The sequence below is a fragment of the uncultured Cetobacterium sp. genome (assembly GCF_947072685.1).
In the GTDB taxonomy this organism is placed as follows: domain Bacteria; phylum Fusobacteriota; class Fusobacteriia; order Fusobacteriales; family Fusobacteriaceae; genus Cetobacterium_A.
The window spans coordinates 1-4,517 of the sequence record NZ_CAMTIK010000047.1 but is presented as its reverse complement, the minus strand read 5'-3'; the positions used below and the strand labels follow the sequence as shown (position 1 = coordinate 4,517).

Sequence of the window (4,517 nt, the reverse complement as noted above, 5' to 3'; positions counted from 1 at the left end):
AGAAAACAGCAGTATGAATACTATAGAGATAAACTTCTAACTTTTAAAAAATTAGAGGCTTAAAAATTTAAATAAAGATGGGGAGAATCTTATGGCTGACTATAAAACAATTACAGAAACCAATAACTTTATAGTTTTAGATAGATACAATAAAATAGCTCAACAAGGTGTAAGTTATCAAACAGAAGCTCAATTAGAAGAAGAACTTATAAAAGACTTACAAAATCAAGGTTATGAATACTTACCTAAGCTTATAAATACAAAAGAGATGTTGAAAAATATTAGAATTCAACTAGAGAGTCTTAATGAAGTTAAATTTCTAGATTCTGAGTGGAAAAGATTTTGTGAGGAATATTTAGATAAACCAAGTGACAACTATATAGATAAAACTCGTAAAATTCATGATGATTATATTTATGATTTTACCTTTGATGATGGTCATATTCAAAATATATACCTTGTTGATAAGAAGAATATTACAAGAAATAAGTTACAGGTTATTTCACAGTTTGAACAAAAAGGAACTCAAAGTAATCGTTATGATGTAACAATTCTGGTTAATGGATTACCTTTAATTCAAATAGAACTGAAAAAACGTGGAATTGCTATTCGAGAAGCCTTTAACCAAATCAATAGATATACTAAAGAGAGCTTTAATTCAGATAACTCTTTATTTAAATATCTTCAGATTTGTGTAATTTCAAATGGTACAGATACAAGATACTTTGCTAACACCACTAAAAGAGATAAAAATGGTTTTGATTTTACTATGAACTGGGCAAAATCTGACAATACTCTGATTCGAGATTTAAAAGATTTTACAGCTACATTTTTTCAAAAAAATACGCTGTTAGATATATTATTGCACTACTCTGTTTTTGATTCAAACGACATACTTCTAATTATGAGACCATATCAAATAGCTGCAACAGAAAGAATTTTATGGAAGATAAAAAGTTCATATTTAGCTAAAAAATGGAAAACTCTTGAAAGTGGCGGGTATATTTGGCATACGACAGGGTCAGGAAAAACTTTAACAAGTTTTAAAGCTGCACGTTTAGCAACAGAGCTTGATTTTATAGATAAAGTATTCTTTGTTGTAGATAGAAAAGATTTGGATTACCAGACAATGAAAGAGTACCAACGATTTTCTCCAGAGAGTGTTAATGGATCTGAAAATACTGCTGGACTTAAAAGAAATGTTGAAAAATATGACAATAAAATAATTGTAACTACTATTCAAAAATTAAATAACCTAATAAAAACTGAAGCAGACTTACCAATCTACAATAGACAGGTTGTCTTTATTTTTGATGAAGCTCACCGTTCACAATTTGGTGAAGCTCAAAAAAATATTGCTAAAAAATTTAAGAAGTACTATCAATTTGGATTTACTGGAACACCAATATTTCCAGAAAATGCTACGGGTTCTGAAACTACTGCTAGTGTATTTGGTCAAGAGTTACACTCGTATGTTATAACTGACGCAATTAGAGATGAGAAAGTTCTTAAATTTAAAGTTGATTATAATGATGTACGTCCTAAGTTTAAATCCGTTGAGATGGAACAGGATGAGGAAAAACTAACTTCAGCAGAAGCAAAAAAAGCCTTTTTACATCCTGAAAGAATTAGAGAGATTTCACAATACATTCTTAATAATTTTAAAATAAAAACTCACCGTACATATAATGCTAAAAAAGGATTCAATGCAATGCTTACTGTGAGCAGTGTTGATGCAGCAAAACTTTACTATGAAACATTGACAAAATTACAACAAAATAGTGAGAAGCCTTTGAAAATTGCAACTATCTTTTCTTTTGCAGCTAATGAAGAACAAAACTCCATAGGAGAGATTCTTGATGAAACTTTTGAACCTTCAGCAATGAATCAAAGTGCAAAGGAGTTTCTAACTTCAGCTATTAATGACTATAATACAATGTTTAAAACAAACTTTGGAATTGAGAGTGATGAGTTTCAAAATTATTATCGTGATATTGCTAATAGAGTGAGAAAGCAAGAGATTGATCTATTAATTGTAGTTGGAATGTTTTTAACAGGATTTGATGCTCCGACATTAAATACACTGTTTGTTGATAAAAATTTGCGCTATCATGGATTAATACAAGCATTTTCAAGAACAAACCGTATTTATGATTCTACAAAAACTTTTGGAAATATTGTTACTTTTAGAGATTTAGAAGCAGCAACAATAGACGCCATAACTCTATTTGGTGATAAAAATACAAAGAATGTAGTTCTTGAAAAAAGTTACAAAGAATATATGGAAGGGTTCACTGATATAAGTACAGGACAAGCACGTCGTGGTTATATAGAAGTAGTTAGAGAACTAAACTCTCGTTTTCCTAATATTGATGATATTGTTACTGAAAGAGATAAAAAAGATTTTGCTAAACTTTTTGGTGAATATTTAAGAGTTGAGAATATACTACAAAATTATGATGAGTTTACAAGGTTAAAAGCTTTACAATCTCTTGATATGGACGATTCAAAATTAGTTGAAGAATTTAAAGCTATGTATTATGTAAGTGATGAAGATATTGTAGCGTTGAAGAAAATTGAAATACCTAAAGAAAGAGTAATTCAGGATTATCGTTCTACATACAATGATATTCGTGAGTGGCTTCGTCATGAAAAGAAGCAAGGAACGGAAGAGGACTCTACACTTGAATGGGAGAATATAGTTTTTGAAGTAGATCTTTTAAAATCACAAGAGATAAACTTAGATTATATTCTTGAATTGATTTTTGAAAAACATAAAAAAGTAAAAAGTAAAGACGTATTAATCCAAGATGTACGTCGTTTAATTAGATCAAGTACAGGAAATCGTGCAAAAGAAAGTCTAATAGTAGATTTTATTAATCAAACAGATTTAGACAAATTTGATGATAAGGTAAATATTATAGATGCATTTTTTTTATTTGCTCAAAAAGAACAAGAGAAAGAAGCCGAAGAGCTGATTAGAGAAGAAAAGCTTAATATTGATGCTGCTAAAAGGTATATTCTGGCTTCATTGAAGAGAAAACAGGCTAGTGATAATGGAACTGAATTAAATGAAGTCATTCCTAAGATGAGCCCACTCAACCCTAATTATTTAACTAAAAAACAAAGTGTTTTTCAAAAGATATCTGCTTTTGTAGAGAAGTTTACAGAAATTGGTGGTAGGGTATAAGACAAGCAAATATTTAATAAGCCCAAGAGGATGACTTTTTGTCATCCTCTTTATTGATTTTCTCAGGACAATTTTTTTAGTTTCCATCTTCAAAAACTTGTTCCTTTTGTGCTTCAATTCACTAAAATAGCTCCAGCCTTAGTGGTAAATACAGTTCCCTCTTCCAAAATAATCTTTCCATTTATAACAACATACTCTATCCCCACAGGACACTGAAAAGAATTTTGAAAAGTGGAGCTATCTTTAATTTTATCCAAATCAAAAATGGTAATATCTGCAAAATTTCCATTTTTAATCTCTCCACGTCCCTCTAGCCTAAAGAGTTTAGCTGGTCTTTTGGTAATTCTATTTATAATATTTTCTATTGGAACCTCATCTTTAATCATCCATATATATTTTGGAAATGTTCCAAAGTTTCTCGGATGAGGATTTCCTAGCTCAAATTTATCCTCCATTGGTAAAGAGTTTCCATCGCTAGCAATAACTCCCAAATCACTTTTGAAAAACTCTTTCACATCCTCTAAATCCATAGAGAAATAGATTCCCTGGGCCTTTCCCTTAGATTTTTCAAGTATATATAAAACAGTTTTCTCCTCACTTAAATTCAGATATTTTGAAATCTCAGAGATTGTCTTTCCATTGAAATAGGTATCTTTTAAGTAACTATTAGACACCACAATATTTTCACTTCCCCCTCTCTTTTTAATATTTCCACTTATCAAAGACATTACTTCATCAGAAAAATTAGGAATCTCTTTTATAAAAGTTTCAATGTCTCCATCAAAAATATTTTGAGGCATAAGAACAAAAAGGTTTGTACAAGTAGCTTCATAGGGATACTGATCAAAAGAGATTGATATTCCAGATTTTGAGGCCTCCTCTAACATACTTATAATTTTTTTAGACTTTTTCCAATTTTTCTTATTCATAACTTTTAAATGAGAAATATTAACCTTTGCCTGAGTTTCTCTACCATAATAGATAACCTCTTCTATAGATCTTTCAATCTCATTAACCTCATCTCTCATATGAAAAGAAGCAATTTTATCATATTTTTTTACAACTTTTAAAAGTTCTAAAATCTCCCTTTGGCTCATAAAGTTTCCGGGTTGATATATCAATCCAAAAGAGATTCCAATAGCACCCTCTTTAAATTGTTTTTCTAAAAGTATCTTCATCTTTTCAATTTCATTTTCATTGACCTCACTTGACTTAAACCCCATTATGGCTATTCGAACGCACCCAGCTCCTACAAGAAATCCTTGATTAGTAACAAGTTTTCCATTTTCAAAAAATTTTTTTAAATCTAAAAAAGATTTAGTTTTAT

At 29.8% G+C, this 4,517-nt stretch carries 2 protein-coding genes; one reads left to right on the top strand and one right to left on the bottom strand.

Going from position 1 to position 4,517, the window contains the following annotated elements:
- Positions 1 to 91 precede the first annotated feature (91 nt).
- Positions 92 to 3,190 carry an HsdR family type I site-specific deoxyribonuclease gene (locus Q0V67_RS10255; protein WP_297599307.1) on the top strand — a complete coding sequence of 1,033 codons (3,099 nt, stop codon included), beginning with the start codon at positions 92 to 94 and terminating at the stop codon, positions 3,188 to 3,190.
- Between the two features lie 113 nt (positions 3,191 to 3,303).
- Here the strand turns inward: Q0V67_RS10255 and Q0V67_RS10250 are convergent.
- The coding region (locus Q0V67_RS10250) for an amidohydrolase family protein (RefSeq protein WP_297599305.1) at positions 3,304 to 4,517 on the bottom strand (1,214 nt) is incomplete at its 5' end.